We start from the raw sequence: 13,566 nt of genomic DNA, 5'->3' as shown, positions 1-13,566 counted from the left end.
GAATATCAATGAATATCACTGGTGAAATGCTCATCGGCCAATCTGCAGTGCGCGGCGCGGAAGGCACGCTGCGTGCCGTCAATCCCGCCACCAATGAAAAGATCGGCCCGGATTTCGGCGCCGGCGGCGTCACTGAGGTAGATCGCGCCTGCACCCTGGCGCAACAGGCTTTCGACAGCTATCGCGCAACCACCGCGCAGCAGCGCGCGGAATTCCTGGAAGAAATCGCCGGCGGCATCCTGGCGCTGGGACCGGCGCTGATCGAACGCGCCGCGCAGGAATCCGGCCTGCCTACCGCACGCCTGGAAGGCGAACGCGGCCGCACCGTCGGCCAGTTGCGCTTGTTCGCCAGCGTGCTGCGCGCCGGCAATTACCTCGGCGCCACCCTTGATTCGGCGCTGCCGGAACGGACTCCGCCGCGCTCCGACCTGCGCCTGCGCAAGATCGCCATCGGCCCGGTCGCGGTGTTCGGCGCCAGCAATTTCCCGCTGGCGTTCTCGGTGGCCGGCGGCGACACCGCCTCGGCGCTGGCGGCCGGCTGCCCGGTAGTGGTCAAGACCCACAATGCCCATCCCGGCACCTCGGAACTGGTGGGACGTGCGATCCAGCAGGCGGTCGCTGCCTGCAAACTGCCCGAAGGCGTGTTTTCCCTGGTCATCGGCGCCGGCAACGAAGTCGGCCAGGCCTTGGTCAGCCACCCTGCGATCAAGGCGGTCGGCTTCACCGGCTCGCGCCAGGGCGGACTGGCGCTGGTGCGCGCAGCGGCGCAAAGGCGTGAACCGATTCCTGTGTACGCCGAGATGAGCAGCATCAATCCGATGTTCCTGCTGCCGCATGCGCTGGCTGCGCGTGCAGCAAAAATCGGCACGGCTTTCGTCGATTCGCTGACCATGGGGGTCGGCCAGTTCTGCACCAATCCCGGCCTGGTGATCGGCCTGGCTGGCGAACATCTGGTGCAGTTCCAGGAAGCGGCATTGCAGGCATTGAAGACCAAGGCGGCAGGCACCATGCTGACGCCCGGCATCCACGACGCCTATGTCGCCGGCGTCGAGCGCATGGGCGCGCTGGCCGGCGTCGATACGCTCGGCCAGGGCCAGGCGCCGGCAGCGCCATGCGCAGCCCAGGCGACGCTGTTCTCTACCGACGCCGCTACCTTCCTCGCCACCGAGCAGCTGGAAGATGAAATCTTCGGCCCCAGCTCGCTGCTGGTCGCCTGCCGCGACGAAGACGAAATGCGCGCCGTCGCCGAACACCTGGCCGGCCAGCTGACCGCTACGCTGCAACTGGATGAAGAAGACCACGCGCTGGCGCGCAAGCTGCTGCCGACGCTGGAGCGCAAGGCCGGCCGCATCCTGGTCAATGGTTTTCCGACTGGTGTGGAAGTGTCATATGCGATGGTGCACGGCGGCCCGTTCCCGGCGACCTCCGACAGCCGCAGCACCTCGGTCGGCGCCACTGCCATCGACCGCTTCCTGCGGCCGGTGTGCTACCAGGACTTGCCGGGGGCGCTGCTGCCGATCGAACTCCAGGATGGCAATCCATCAGGCTTGTCGCGTTTGGTAGACGGAGAGTTCGTGGCGGCTTGATGATGCGGGCAACCACCGCTGCCTGGCGGTGGTTGCAATATAACGACTATAGATTCATTATCCACGCATCATCTATATTTATTGCAGATCGAACGGCCCCGCCACGGTAAACATACCGCCCTGGTATATCCGCAGAGGATCGTCGGCGGCGGGCAGAGGCTGAGCTTCAACCGCAGCGCGGAATTGTTCCGAGCTGTCGCGCGGCGTATAACCGAGATGCGCAGCATGGCGGTTATTCCACCAGACGCCGTTATTGTCCGACATCCCGTACACCACCGTATGTCCCACCTGCGGTGTAAACAGGCTGCAGCGCAGCAGCTCCGTCAGGTCGTCATAACTCAGCCAGCAGGCCAGCGCGCGCCGGTCCTTCGCGGTCGGGAAGGAATTGCCGATGCGGATGCTGACTGTCTGGATGCCGTAACGGTCGAAATACAGCTGCGCCATGTCTTCGCCGTAGGATTTGGACAAGCCGTAATAACCGTCCGGGCGCCGCAGGTCATGGCTGTCGATCACCTGGTCTTGCCGATAAAAGCCGGTGACATGGTTGGAGCTGGCGAAGACGACACGCTTGACGCCATGGCGCCGCGCCGCTTCGTATATGTGGAACACGCCCTTGATGTTGGCTTCCAGGATTTCTTCGAACGGCCGCTCCACCGACACCCCGCCCAGATGCACGATGGCGTCGCAGCCGGCCACCAGCGCATCGACCGCGGCGCGGTCGGCCAGATCGCAGGGCTGTACTTCTTCATGCGGCGCGCCGTCTTCTGTCAACGTCGCAGCCAGGTCGGAAACCCTGACGGTGGCGGCAAACGCCGCCAGCCTTGGCCGCAATACCTTGCCCAGGCCGCCGCCGGCGCCGGTCAATAACAGACGCTGGTAGCGCGCGCCGCCTTCTACATTATTTGTCTTGTCGCTCATGCCGTGTCCCGTGTCGATTTGAGAGAGATCGCAGGCATTGTCGCGTATCTGCGGCGGTGCTGCCCTTGACCATGCTTCCGTCTGATGTTATACGTTGTCATACAACTTGAACGATTATCTCTTGTCCGTGCCGTCCTTGTCAAATCACCTATTTGATTGGAATAACTGACGAAAATCCGGCATTGTGGAAATCACTTCAAGTTGTATGATGACTGATAAGAAAACAAGCCACCAAGGAGATCTGAATGTTTAAGAAATGGATGCATTTATGCGCTGCGGTGATCTGCTCCATGAGCATCGCCCACGGAGCGGCTGCAGCCCCCGATGAAGAAAGAGTAGCAGAGCAAGTCGAGCAATTGCGGGCGGCAATGCTCCATCCCGGCGACCGCGCAGCGCTTGACCGGCTGGCGCTGGACGAACTGAGCTATGGCCACTCGAACGGCAAGGTGCAGGACAAGGCGGAATTCATAGGCGCGCTGGTCAGCGGCGCATCAGACTTCACCAGCATCGCCCTGTCGGATCAGAGCGTCAAGATCTCGGGCGATACCGCAGTGGTGCGTCATACCCTGGTGGCGGTCACCAACGACTCAGGCAAGCCAGGCAATGTATCCCTGAAAATCCTGATGGTGTGGAAAAAGGATAGCGGCCATTGGCGCCTGCTGGCAAGGCAAGCGGTGCGTTTCAACGCATAAGGCATGCTTGGCTGATCGTGGCGGGACTGCGCGGAAGTTTATCTGCGCAGGCCCGCGTGAATATTCGTGTCAGGAATTTTCAATATCTGCGGTGGTAAATTCAATGCCGCCGACCCATTTTGCAATGAGGTTGTAAACCCACGCGCCAATAACGGTGAAAACAAAACCAACGACTAGATAAATAAAGGGAAGCACGAGCATCGGAACCATCATTGGCGCTTTGGTTCCTGGGACAATCAGGAAAAACAGGCTCATCAGAACAAAGATCGGGAAGGAAATAGCAAAGTAAAGAAGGGCTACTACCTTGGCAGTTTGGACCGGCGAAATGCTCAATATCTGTTTTTTCATGATTTGTTTTCCCTGGTATAAATTATTAGATTATCAATGGTACTCATCGTAGCGCTGCTATGCCCATGCAAATCCCGAACGCCAGTCCGAGGAGCGCATAAGCCAGTCCGGAAACCAGGAACTTCCTGCCAAATCCCATTATTCCCCCATGTGCTTGAGCATCAAACACCCGGTCAGATTGCCGTGCGTAAAGAATTTGCCTATGCTGCCATGAATAAGGTACGCAATCAACGCTAAATAAAGCGAGTGTATGTACTTCCGCATTTGGCCGATCTGGCATTGCTGGATGGGTGCTTACGACCCGAAAGGGACCTTCGGAATTGCCTAAAGCAGTCGCTCAGCATGATGGTCTTGCTGTTTTTGATTGCAACGATGTGCGTTGTCCAAAGGCGTCAATCGGGCACGAATACAACCCTGAATTTTGGAACGGTAGATAAACATTCTTCGCCGTGCATTTCCAAGCAAAACATCCCCTCTTCGATGGCGTTCTTAACTGAGTCGTAATGCAGTTTGGCGAATTCGATGCCACACCCGCTTAAAGCGAAAGTCATCCACAACGGCTTTTCCTGAATATGTGCTTCTATTGGAATTTTTGCTTCAGAAATTTTGCCGTTCTTGAGAGTAACTGTCTTGGTCTCGTACTTGAAAGATGACAGGAAAGTGAAGTTGCATTGTTTACTTTCGTAGCAATACGGTAATTCCGATGTGTCATAAAATTTCGTCGAAGGCACGATGGTCACATCTCGTTCAGGATCGTGAGCTTTGCGATTTATGTCGTCATATATGAAAGCCATGGGATCTCCATCCAGCCAGAAAATGGGATTTTAGGAGGATACGTTAAAAAATTTTCCCGTGTTTGATAGATTAAAGCCTCAGCCGATAAGCAAGGGAAAATCCCAACAACGAAAGCCGATTACCGACAATTTAGACGCCGTTATCGAGCGTCCGTTTCCGCCGCCGATTTCCGACGCTTAGTAATGAATGCGGACCTGCAATTGAGAGTAAAGCAATCTCATCTGACCGCTGGAGCCAAAAATCTTGACCTTCACTCCATGCACGGTCATCGTGACATTCTTGCCAGTTTGAATATCGAGGTTCTTGACATCTCTGTAGTGGATTTTTTGTGTACCCCAAAACACGAACAGAAGAAAATCTTCATAAACTGAGACTCGATAAAATTGCCCCCCTTGTTTCAACCACGAAGGACCAAACACGATAAAAGCTCTACACGAGAGCTCAGCTAGTTTTTCTTTCTCTAAGCTCCGGGGTATTCTTGGAACAAACCAAAATGAAACCATTAAAACGCCTATAAGACCACAAATAGCGAGGATTGCTTCGTGTCCATTCAGGTGGCCGGTGTAATGCATTGCGCTGTATCTCCCAATTATGATGTCGAGTGGGACGGCTGCTCTTGGCCGGTTGCGGCGGGTTGAATCTACAACCCACAGCAACCAAATATCAGTTATGGCTTTTCCGTTTTGCCACTCACCCGGTAGTGCGCCGCTACGGCTTGGCTTCCGGCGAAGCAAACTGTCAACAGCAACGCACCAGGGATGAGCGAAATGACAGTATCAAGATAGTCGCCTGTAGGCCATCCCTTGAGCACAAGGCGCACGATCGAGATCAACCAGCCCAAACTTGCGACAAGAGCGATAGTATTCCAAAAGTACTTCGCTGCCTTCCAGCGCAACAGTAGACCTACCGCACAGGCAGCAAGCAGGAACGTCCCGCACCACCACTCTACGGCGGCATAAGTGATGGCCCACCAGCCAAAATAACTCGCAATCAGCAGCAGAAAAAATGAAATTAGCTTGATCATTTCGCATGATATTTGGTTGTGTCACAATCGAAATCGGGTCCAGTGCATGTCTCCGACTGCATGTTTTTGACCGATAGAAGACGATCACTTTCGATTCGAAGCGGGTATCCGCTACGCCCCTGTGCGGTGCGGAAGAATTTTTTCCCGCTCGATCATGAATCCCGTCCGTCTCTCAACACAATTTCTCCCGTGCGTGGATTCGTCAGAGTTACGTTCTCGAGTGCCTTGATTCGCCACTCAGATGCCTGCCGCGTCAGCACGGCAAGGATCACCGTATCGACAGCGTGTGGCCCCGCCGGATGAGCCGCTCCGACCGCGAGGCGGCTCCAGAAGTGCAGGACCGCCGCGTCGTCGCTGATCGCGACTACATCGATTAGCTCGTTCTCAAGCATGGAATCGCTGTAGATCGTTGCGTGGATGGGCGCATGCAGCTTGACGATCTCATCGACACCGCGCACATAGTGCCCGAACCGATTAACGAACGTCGCATCCTCATGGAACAGTGCTCCGAAGGATTGCATGTCGTGATTGTTCCAGGCGGTTTGAAACGCATGAGGTGCGTCTTCGGGTTGTTTCATTTGAATCATGTGGATCCTCATAAGCGTCTATATGAAAGTACCCAACGTCTGTTTTGGGGCTTAACCGAACCGTAGCTTGATGGCTTGATGCCAGAGGACCGCTTCTGGCCGATTACGGACTTGGAAATAAGCTAGGTCGTTTCGTCTATCTGGATATCAAAGCCTGCATCTTTTGCGACCCTCGGCCAATTTGACTCGGCAAGACCACCATTCACTAAAATATCTCGCCAATCAATTTCTGCACTGGCAACACCGACCAATAGTCTTTCAAGGTCCGACTTAGATGACATAAAAATCGCCACCTGAACACGTGCACGGGTCGTCGTCCACTCCTTGTCGAGAGGCGGCGTTGTCATACCAGACAATGCAGAAATAGCTACCTCGGCTTCTTGAGCTGGGAATGTAGCCTTAATCTTCTCTTCAACTGGCGGAAAGATTCTCATCTTGGAGTCAAATTAATGTAATTGTGATTCGCGTCTTTATCATCGCATGCTGCATTCCGCAAAAAAAGCTCTTTCAGAAACGACCGCTTCTGGCCGTTTTGAGCCGGCCGCAACAGGTCGATTTCGACCCAAAGGCGATATAGCGTTTTCTCTAAACTATCCATTCAAATTTGGTAATCTACCTCTACTTTCAGGCAGCCATTACTAGCTGATATGAATGCCCTGAAGCTCAAAGTATCGTCGGCACCCCAGGTTTTCTATCCCCGGGAGCCTCGCCCTTTGCAATAAGACTTAAAAGCACATCGAAATTATGAGCAACGTTCAAATGCAATCTCACCTCAGGTAAATACTCCGCACGGCTACGAATAGCATTCGCAGCGTCCAAAATGGATGCTAAGTACTGTCTGGGGATAACAAACTCAGTTTTTAGTTCGACTGCTTTTGCACAGGCATAGGAATACAAGTCGTCAAAGGCAGTGTTATTAAACACATCTGCCATAAGGAGTCTTCCAGTCGCCTTTTCTTCCAGCTCTTTTAGGCGAATATCAAAGTGGAATTGATGGTCCATTTTTCTGTATTTAGATATTGATTTTCTACGAATTTAACAAAGAGCGAGTGCCCGTTTTTCGCAGTTCAGAAGCCGAATGCTTCTTTCAACTTACAGTTCCACCCTTCAACAAAATTTCACGCACAACCTTATATTCTTCAACTCGAGCGAAATCACGGGCCGATGGGTTCTGAATACGAGTTAAGTCCATGTTCTCCGCGTTATCTGCCAATTTCACTTCGCGTCCAATTAAGTTGGTAGATGCTCTTTGCGCTGCCTGCGCGCGCGATTCACCAGGTCGCTTGGTTAGTGCATCTACGGCCGCGATGACCTGTGGCGGAAATCCTTCAGCAATAAGCTGCTGCAGCGACACGCTTGTGTCCTCGACGACGTCGTGAAGCACTGCTGCCATTCGCTCATGCACCGATGTAACACGTAACATAACCCGTAGCGGATGCAAGATATAAGGTTGTCCTGCCTTGTCTACCTGTCCTGCGTGAGCCGCTGCTGCAATTGCAATTGCGCGTTCCAACATTGTCATAATCAGCTCCTCAAAAAATGGAATCGGCGGCTTTTGGCCGAACTCTGCCGCATAGCTCGGGTTCAAAACCAACGCACTACGAGCAAGCAAGTCGGCGTCACCTTCAAAACCACCAAAATTGGCCGATATTAACTGAAGTACTCCACGATTTCTTTATCATCCTCAACCATGTGGTCAGTGATGTGGAATACATCATTAATCCACTCATGTGCCAGCGCTTCTGTGCGGTCAAGTATCCGGCCTAAGAAGGTCACATGGCTCCAGGGGGAGTCTCTCGCATCAACCAAGCCAACTTGGAAATTGTCGCCATTCATCCAAATCTGGAATGGGAACGCCAACCTGGCTTCCGCGCCGACCTCATCGCTGCCCCACTCGCCTAAGCTGATTATGCCGATGAGACGCTTCTCGCTGTGCCCATGCGTATATTGTGCATAGTAGACTGCGAACGCATCGTCATCTTTGTATACAAATCGTGTCAGTCTGACTATCGCATTTTGGCAGCAATTACAGACTGACTCGGTCGGCTCCTCAAATTCAATTCTTAGCATCGATGTATTCTCAACGTAGTGGCATATTCAAAAATGTCATACTCGATAATTGACCAAACAAAGAATGAACAATAACTACTCGCTGGTTGCGGGCTTAATTAGCGCGACCATTTGCCAGGCATTGGGGGATTTATTCTTGATCCCAGTTCTTGGCCGGTTTCGATGAAATTAAGTACGTACTGCAGCGCCATCTCAAGTTCATCTTGGTTGCACCAATATTCATCCATCGTGCCAAAACTGGTGTAACGAGAACGATTGAATCCATCTTCAATGTCGTTGTACCAAATCACTGTCGTGCCGATAATGGCGACTATCCAGAACCCGTTTCCAAGTTCTCCGTAGGATTTTTCTTCCCACTTATGCGGCGAGACACGTATCGCCTCCCACAATCTCGCTTGCTGTGGATTCATGCGAATTTCGGCGGCGTTGATTTTGTCCCATAGTGATGCTTCGGAAATTGGTTCCCAGTCCATATTTTTTCTAAACGGTGTCCAATTGAGATGATGTCACATAGATGAAGGTAAATGCGCAACAAATCACAGGTGATCGTTGTTGTTAAATAGCGGTCAATTTCATCGGTCGATCATGGACGAGTTCCGTCGTGGGCTATAGATATTCAACATGCGTGCCACGAGGTACGTAGCCGAAGATTTTGAATCCTGTCTCTGTCGTGACGCCAGGCACATGCACTGAGCGGAGCACCCGCAGAACAGCCTCATGCTGGGCCGCGGACGTCACGGAAATCTCAACCCACTCATCCTCTTCGTGGTGTCCATAGAAGTGGTGGAACCACTCCCCATCCCACGCACTGACGTATCCGCTATGCAAATTACGCACGCGAAACCGAGGTGATGGCGTGCCGAGCCCGATCATACCGAGCCTCAATTCCTCCCACTTCGTGTTGTTCATGACAGGAGACATATAGAGCGCCTAGTTGATGGCGGACACGAATGTCCGCAACGCCGATTTGCGCCTTTGAGACCTTTGGCCTATGCCCATTCTGTGACCCACGAAAAGCTGATTACTGGCTTTAATTGTAACGAGAGAAAACCAATACCCGGTTGCTGAAATTTGAGAAATAGGACTTCTCTTTGGGCGTTGCACTCTAGGTTCCAATCGACCACGCCCTTCAAGTTAAAATCCGCACGAAGCGTATCGTTGTGCCACCACCTGAATGATATCTCACCATCATCAGGCGCAATGATGGCGATTATCCGATCACAGTTGCGAACCGACACAAATTTCGCACCGTAACACCACCCCACCTCGGGGTTAAGTATCTCGGGCTCAGCTTCAAAAAAACCTAGGTACTCAGTGAGTTCAGGACGATCTGACATAGAGTTCTAACGAATATGCAGTAAAAAATGGGGGGGCGTTCATCGTGTCGCAAGTCAAATATCATAGCCGCATTAGAGGACTGCTATTGGCCGTTTTGAGCCGATCGCGACAGACTCAATTCGACGGCGGTCATTCGTAGTTCCATTAAAACGGTCAGTGGCAGATGGTTGTCAGAGTCCATACCTGGGGCGCAAAGAGCTGCGGCCAGTAGCATACAATGATGACATCCAGATGTCCGCTTTTGGCTGAGGTCGCAGGTGACTGCTACTGGCCGCGATCGTCCTTCAAATACTTCAGTACTCGTTATTTTTCATGAGAACAAAATGAGGCGATCCTACGAATTCTTTATGCTTATCAGATAAATGAATATGGTCATATTTAGAACCCATACGTTCCATTTCGGATGCGCAGAAAATAAAAAAATCCGACATTTTGCGAAGTTCAGTTGGTGTCGCACAAAGAGTTACTTCCCCTAAAGGTTTGGGAATAATTTCTTCTATCGGTAATTCTGCGTCTGTGTAGCCATATAGTTTCATATATTTCTTAACCTATTGATGGACTGATTTGGCCTCATGTTTAGTGTGCCGAATATCCCCCATTCAAACATTTTTTGCGGGTGTGCCAGTCCACCATCCCAACTTTGGTTGATGCTCCCCCGGCGTATCCGAATCTTGCCTTGCCACATTTGGTCTGTAAGGCCTTACCGTAAGGAACGATACGGCGAATACCAGAGAGAACGCCGACAGAAGAAAATTTCCTAGTGTGCTAACTCCTGGCGTGGGCAAGTCGAGACCATAAAGCTGAGCCAATGCCGTAAGTCCAAAGACCAATCCTGCAAGCAAGAGCATAATTCCGAACAGACGGGCGGCAATGTTTACCAAACTCCAGTGTAGGGCTTCGATTTTCATAATTAGGATCTGCTCCCTTTTAAATGGCATAGGTTTGGGGGTATTCGTCAACGGCCGCTTCTGGCCGAATTGGGCCGGTTACGTACCCAAAAATCTGGGCCGTTCCTACATTTTGGTACGACTACACGCCACAATCGCATCTAAAAGATGTCGATACCAATATGAATCAATTGTATCTTTATCGGTAACAGACTTCTTTAATGCGTTCAGGCGATCCAAAAGCAGCGGACTCGCCGTTCGTTCCGCAGCATCCAGTTCAAAGACTCGGCAGTGAGTGTCTAACAATTCAAGCAGGACTGAGATGACTCGCTCATCCTTGCGAATTGCCAGGCCGACCACCGCCTCACCTCTGACATCTTCATCGCTGTCCTGTAAATTGCGCCATAATAGGTCCCGTATCTTGGAATTATCTGCCCGATGCATCGAGCCGATGCCAAAGGTCGCCCAATTGCGAACGTCATCAGAGATGTCTGTCGCAAGCATTAATAGCGCATCAATTGATTCAATCTCGATGTAGCTGCCTAACGTAATGGCAACTTGGAGACGTATCTGTTGATCTGGGTGGCTTGCAAATCTAATGAGATTCGGCAATGCCGACTGATGCGGCCTGTGAGCAAATCCAGAAATTGCGGCACGTACAACTTCAACACAGTCATCCCGCAAACCAACTAACAACATCGCTTGCGTTTCCCGCAACGCATACTCCACGCTTTCTATCGTCCCGCCTTTTTGGCTTCTGCGAAGCTGGGATGCGACATACAAGCCTAGAGCTCGTTTTCTCCAATTCCGACACTTTGTAAACCTACGGGAAATAGCGAGAGCTTCAGGTGATCCGCGCATCTGCAGCTCCGCGATTGCCTGCCAACTCTTGTCGCTGTCCCAGCCTTGAAGTGCGATACCGACGAGGCTTTTGAGACTATGCGTCATTGGATTACCAATATTCATTCTTGTCGATTTCTTCCTTACATTCTATGAGTCAGCTATTGGCCGGTAGTACGCATCGGACCTTATGGCCAAGAGTGCCCAATCATTTCTACAGGTCCCTATTTGCTGATCCAAAAAAAAGTCTGCGCAGTGAATTGATCAGTGGACTAAAGGACGGCCAAACCTTCGGATTTTTGGGAGTCCAGAATTCTTCGGGCGGAACAGCAATTGGCGAACTCTCGGGCGGATCAATCAATAAATAGAAAAGTGGTCCAGCAAGTGGTATAGCTGACAAAACCAAATAGCCAAATTTGATTACCCAATATTTTTCCTTTCCAAATATCCGTTTCCAGGCAAGTCCGGTAGCGACGAGCGAAATACTGATTAGGAGAAAATAGGCCATGGGTTTCTACCTGCTACATGTTGCAAAATTCCAATTTAACACGGCAGCTTGCCAAAAGCGACGGCGCGAACGTCGGCTTTGAGGAGAATTTCCGACCGGCGGTTCCTGGCCGACAGCGGGCTGCCGCGATGTACATTAACCTGTGGCTTCTGCACGGAGCGCATCATTTACCTCATGCAGCTCATCGCTGTCTTTGGCTCAGCTTGGCTCTACCAAAACGAAAGCCTTATTCGGGAAAAATGCAGTTTGAAGACCGCTCACGACTGCCCATTTTTGCCGAAAACAGTTATTGATATCCGGCAAATATAATATTGCCTAGACAATTGTTTTGTGGCAATATATTTATTGCCCTTGCAGTCATCTCCAATAGGGACGAAAGCTTTGTTTTTTTGGTGACCCATCTAGGTGCAGCTAACCCTTACCTCGGCCCCCTGGCTAACATGAAACCACTCCAAGCATTGATCGCCGCGCTGTTAATTATCATCTCAGTTCCGGGGATTACACAAGGTAAGTCCACCTTTGTCTTTGCTAGAGTAACCGAGTCAATCCTGCCCATTGAGCGGGAAAATAAATACGAAGATCCTCTTGATGAGGCACTCAAGCAAGCGAATCTTGGTGAGGTTACAGGTGGTGGGAGCTCACTCTCAAAAGATCGAAAGGTCGAATGGGTTGGCATTGATATTGAACTAGACAATATCGTGAACGGTATTCCATTCATCAAAAATAAGTTGCGGCAGCTTGGTGCTCCGTATGACAGTACGCTTGAGTATGAAACTGACGGCAAGAAAATCGTAACTAGAATTTATCAGTAATAATAATTCAGCCACAAGAAACCTTTAAAGCCATAAAACCTGCAAACCGTAGCTGGCGGAAGATTAAGCTAAACAATGTATGCAACCGGGATATAACAACATGCAGTGGAAACCGAATAAATGGCTGGCTTTTGTACTAGGGCTCTTGCTACAACCAATTGGTATGTTTTACGTGGTCAAACCTTGGTGGGCACTGTTTTATTTCCTCTTTGGCGTAATAACTGGAATCACTGAGTTTTGGCTTAGCGTGACCAGAAGTCCATACGCACTGAAGTATTTTTCCTTTACCTGGCTAATCATGATTGCTTGCGCTATCCATGCACACCAACTCGCTAAGCGCAGCGGAACTTTCGTATCCAGACCGTGGTACAGCAAGTGGTACGGCTTGATCAGCATATGTTTCGCAAGTGTTCTTGTTGTTTTTTGCTTTCGCGGCTTCCTCTATGAGCCGTTTAGAATGCCTTCCAGTTCAATGGAGCCATCGCTGACTGCAGGATCGTACATCGTTGTAAAAAAATGGGGGTACGGTAACTATGGAACCTTTGGAATTCCCGTGATAACCGGAGCACCAACGCTGCCGGTAAACCGAGGCGACGTGTTTGTTTTTCGTTACCCGCCCGATCCATCTCTGGATTATGTTAAGCGCATCATAGGGCTTCCGGGCGATGTCATTTCATATAAATCCAAACAACTCGTTATCAACGGCGTGACAGTCCAAACCGAGAAAAAAGTCAGTGAGGCACAGCAAGTAATTGTGGATGAAAGATTTGGAAGTGCGTCTTGGCGGACAAAACTTCTCAATAACATTGCTAGCCCCGACTTCGAAGGTAAGGTTCCTGAGCATCAATATTTTGTACTTGGTGATAACCGCGATAATTCAGAAGACAGTCGTTATTGGGGATTTGTCCCAGAGACGAATTTAGTGGGAAAAGTCGCGTATGTCTTCTGATTGGAATTTTTCACATTGTTCTACATGAAGAACTGTGTCGCACACGAATGTTTCATTCGTCCGCTGAATGACGGCTTCTGGCAGATTCGTAACCGTGCAACTAGCTCAAACATCCTCCACAACCGGCGCGAAGCCCAAGTTAAGCATTCGTTACTTTCCTAAACAGCGCTTCGTCGCGCGTTACAAAAAACATTGTGGGTGTTCCGGCACCA

Annotated in this window: 18 protein-coding genes; 4 read left to right on the top strand and 14 right to left on the bottom strand. The window is 51.1% G+C overall.

Annotation, left to right across the window (positions count from 1 at the left end):
• The first annotated feature begins 8 nt into the window (after positions 1-8).
• A complete protein-coding gene (locus CFU_RS01225; protein WP_014004226.1) occupies positions 9-1,586 on the top strand; it encodes an aldehyde dehydrogenase (NADP(+)) in 1,578 nt (525 codons plus the stop codon).
• Between the two features lie 78 nt (positions 1,587-1,664).
• On the opposite strand, the gene CFU_RS01220 is transcribed toward CFU_RS01225, so the two are convergent.
• Positions 1,665-2,504 carry an NAD-dependent epimerase/dehydratase family protein gene (locus CFU_RS01220; protein WP_014004225.1) on the bottom strand — a complete coding sequence of 280 codons (840 nt, stop codon included), beginning with the start codon at positions 2,502-2,504 and terminating at the stop codon, positions 1,665-1,667.
• A gap of 245 nt (positions 2,505-2,749) precedes the next feature.
• On the opposite strand from CFU_RS01220, the gene CFU_RS01215 reads away from it, so the two are divergent.
• Complete coding sequence (locus CFU_RS01215; protein WP_014004224.1) at positions 2,750-3,196, top strand: nuclear transport factor 2 family protein; 447 nt, start codon at positions 2,750-2,752, stop codon at positions 3,194-3,196.
• A gap of 69 nt (positions 3,197-3,265) precedes the next feature.
• Here CFU_RS01215 and CFU_RS25015 read toward each other — a convergent pair whose 3' ends face one another.
• The 13 genes from CFU_RS25015 to CFU_RS23165 form a co-directional block, all read right to left on the bottom strand.
• Entirely contained in the window at positions 3,266-3,544 is a 279-nt protein-coding gene (locus CFU_RS25015) for a DUF3566 domain-containing protein (protein ID WP_041741054.1), read from the bottom strand.
• Between the two features lie 392 nt (positions 3,545-3,936).
• On the bottom strand, positions 3,937-4,338 hold the full coding sequence (locus tag CFU_RS01205) for a hypothetical protein (protein WP_041741053.1): 402 nt from the start codon (positions 4,336-4,338) through the stop codon (positions 3,937-3,939).
• A 177-nt stretch (positions 4,339-4,515) separates the two neighbouring features.
• The gene (locus tag CFU_RS01200) at positions 4,516-4,911 is read right to left on the bottom strand and encodes a hypothetical protein (protein ID WP_148264732.1); all 396 of its coding nucleotides are present in this window, start codon (positions 4,909-4,911) and stop codon (positions 4,516-4,518) included.
• Between the two features lie 95 nt (positions 4,912-5,006).
• Positions 5,007-5,363 (bottom strand): hypothetical protein, encoded by a 357-nt coding sequence (locus CFU_RS01195; protein WP_041741051.1) that lies wholly within the window; start codon positions 5,361-5,363, stop codon positions 5,007-5,009.
• 152 nt (positions 5,364-5,515) lie between these two features.
• Entirely contained in the window at positions 5,516-5,941 is a 426-nt protein-coding gene (locus CFU_RS01190; protein WP_238531382.1) for an SgcJ/EcaC family oxidoreductase, read from the bottom strand.
• Between the two features lie 131 nt (positions 5,942-6,072).
• The gene (locus CFU_RS24275; protein WP_148264731.1) at positions 6,073-6,384 is read right to left on the bottom strand and encodes a hypothetical protein; all 312 of its coding nucleotides are present in this window, start codon (positions 6,382-6,384) and stop codon (positions 6,073-6,075) included.
• Positions 6,385-6,613: 229 nt separating this feature from the next.
• Positions 6,614-6,952, bottom strand: a complete 339-nt coding sequence (locus CFU_RS01185; protein WP_041741049.1) for a hypothetical protein — start codon at positions 6,950-6,952, stop codon at positions 6,614-6,616.
• Between the two features lie 85 nt (positions 6,953-7,037).
• Positions 7,038-7,562 carry an HD domain-containing protein gene (locus tag CFU_RS01180; RefSeq protein ID WP_238531381.1) on the bottom strand — a complete coding sequence of 175 codons (525 nt, stop codon included), beginning with the start codon at positions 7,560-7,562 and terminating at the stop codon, positions 7,038-7,040.
• A gap of 38 nt (positions 7,563-7,600) precedes the next feature.
• The gene (locus CFU_RS01175; protein WP_041741048.1) at positions 7,601-8,020 is read right to left on the bottom strand and encodes a hypothetical protein; all 420 of its coding nucleotides are present in this window, start codon (positions 8,018-8,020) and stop codon (positions 7,601-7,603) included.
• Between the two features lie 98 nt (positions 8,021-8,118).
• A complete protein-coding gene (locus CFU_RS01170; protein WP_014004221.1) occupies positions 8,119-8,493 on the bottom strand; it encodes a hypothetical protein in 375 nt (124 codons plus the stop codon).
• A gap of 133 nt (positions 8,494-8,626) precedes the next feature.
• Positions 8,627-8,929, bottom strand: a complete 303-nt coding sequence (locus CFU_RS25445) for a DUF6678 family protein (RefSeq protein WP_041742893.1) — start codon at positions 8,927-8,929, stop codon at positions 8,627-8,629.
• Between the two features lie 722 nt (positions 8,930-9,651).
• Positions 9,652-9,894, bottom strand: coding sequence for a hypothetical protein (locus CFU_RS24270; RefSeq protein ID WP_148264730.1), 243 nt, complete (start codon positions 9,892-9,894; stop codon positions 9,652-9,654).
• Positions 9,895-10,371: 477 nt separating this feature from the next.
• Positions 10,372-11,211: a HEAT repeat domain-containing protein gene (locus CFU_RS23165; protein WP_081466385.1), complete on the bottom strand. Its 840-nt coding sequence runs from the start codon at positions 11,209-11,211 to the stop codon at positions 10,372-10,374.
• A gap of 822 nt (positions 11,212-12,033) precedes the next feature.
• Here CFU_RS23165 and CFU_RS01150 point away from each other — a divergent pair.
• Together CFU_RS01150 and lepB are read left to right on the top strand one after the other, a co-directional pair.
• Positions 12,034-12,405: a hypothetical protein gene (locus CFU_RS01150; RefSeq protein WP_148264728.1), complete on the top strand. Its 372-nt coding sequence runs from the start codon at positions 12,034-12,036 to the stop codon at positions 12,403-12,405.
• Between the two features lie 100 nt (positions 12,406-12,505).
• The gene (gene lepB / locus CFU_RS01145) at positions 12,506-13,354 is read left to right on the top strand and encodes a signal peptidase I (RefSeq protein WP_041741046.1); all 849 of its coding nucleotides are present in this window, start codon (positions 12,506-12,508) and stop codon (positions 13,352-13,354) included.
• The last annotated feature ends 212 nt before the right edge of the window (positions 13,355-13,566 follow it).

The organism is Collimonas fungivorans Ter331, from assembly GCF_000221045.1.
Lineage (GTDB): Bacteria > Pseudomonadota > Gammaproteobacteria > Burkholderiales > Burkholderiaceae_D > Collimonas > Collimonas fungivorans_A.
Note: the sequence above shows the minus strand (reverse complement) of the source record. Positions and strands in the feature narration are given on the sequence as shown.